The sequence below is a fragment of the Vibrio sp. 10N.261.52.A1 genome (assembly GCF_002876325.1).
Lineage (GTDB): Bacteria > Pseudomonadota > Gammaproteobacteria > Enterobacterales > Vibrionaceae > Vibrio > Vibrio chagasii.
In genome coordinates, this window is sequence record NZ_MCYD01000757.1 from 1 (window position 1) to 1,419 (window position 1,419).

The following is a 1,419-nucleotide window of genomic DNA, read 5'->3' on the forward strand; positions in this document are numbered from 1 at the left end:
ATCTACATTAGTGACTATTATTATATCTCCTTTTTTTACATATTTTTTTGAACAGGAGATACAACTCAACGTCGAAACTAAATCACGCACATTATTTAGTCAGTTAATACGAAAACCCTTTAGTCATTTTAAACGCTTAGAGATTGGTTCATTAGCCAGTAAGTTTGAAAGAGGTCTAGGATCTTATGAACAGTTCATAAACCTGAGCGTCTCTCGAGGTTTACCTTTAGCCATTGAGTTGTTTGCCTTAGGTTGCGCGATTATTTTATTTAGTGGATGGTTGACCTTTACTCTTGTAGTTTTTGTCCTAATGATAGCCACAATGATTAAAACTCTAATTATTAGGCTAAGACGCCCTCACATCAGTCGAGTTAATGAGGCAGAGGATGAAATACTCGATCAAATTGTTGGTGTGTTTTCTGGTATACGAACGATTCAATCAAATCGTGTCGAAGGGTTCTTTGAAAAACGTCTAGGCCCATTCTTTGAAAATTATAGACAAGCAACTGTATCTCTTGCGGTCAGTAGGAGTGTATTTGATGGTGTCGCTATAGCGACACACAGCTTAATATCGCTTTCCATTATCACCTTGTTCATATTCCACTTGTTTCCAGAACAACACTCTGATGCTGGACAGCTCGTCACTGCGCTGCTTTTATCTGCTAGTTTAACAAGGGCTTTTACTGGGTTATTAGATGTATATAGGTTACTTGACCAAAGTCGTGAAGATTTTTCAGCCTTAAAAGGGATCTTAGATCACGAAGAGAAGCTAACTGAAGTTAGCCAAGTATTGAATCAGGTCCTAGAAGAGTTGGCGAAACCAAATATAAATACCGTTGCCGTTATAGGTAGAAGTGGACAAGGTAAAACAATCTTACTCGATACTCTTGCAGGTTTATTAACACCAACGCCCGTATCTCACCTCTCTTCTAACTACCTAGAGCAAAACAATTTTGTTTTCTCGGGAAGTGTTTTTGAAAACCTTTCCCTTGGAAAAAAGATGGATAATGATTGGTTGACAAGTCAGCTAGACAAAGTAGGACTATCATCTAGGTTAACATTAGATTCCGAACTACAAGGTAACGGTCAGAACCTCAGTGGCGGTGAAAAGCGTAGGCTGTGTTTTCTTAGAGCCTATATTCATTCCCCTGAATTGTTACTACTGGATGAACCAACAACAGGCTTAGACAGTGAAACAGGCCAAGGTTTGTGGGAGATAATTTTTAGTCTCTTAGAACCACAAACTAAGTTGGTTGTTGTGACACACGACAGTTCTTACTTAGACCACTTCGATAAAGTCATCACTCTAGATTAATATCCGTAAATTGCTAAAGATAAGAGATTATACCTCTCATGATTTATGAGATTCTGTCATATAAAGGCTCTTCTCTACAAATTTGCTTGGTCATCACGATTGTA

1 protein-coding gene is annotated in these 1,419 nt (G+C 38.1%); it reads left to right on the plus strand.

Features of this window, described 5'->3' with window-relative positions:
* Positions 1-1,315: ABC transporter ATP-binding protein (locus BCT81_RS15615; protein ID WP_102425026.1), on the plus strand; the 1,315-nt coding region annotated here is incomplete at its 5' end.
* Positions 1,316-1,419: the final 104 nt, after the last annotated feature.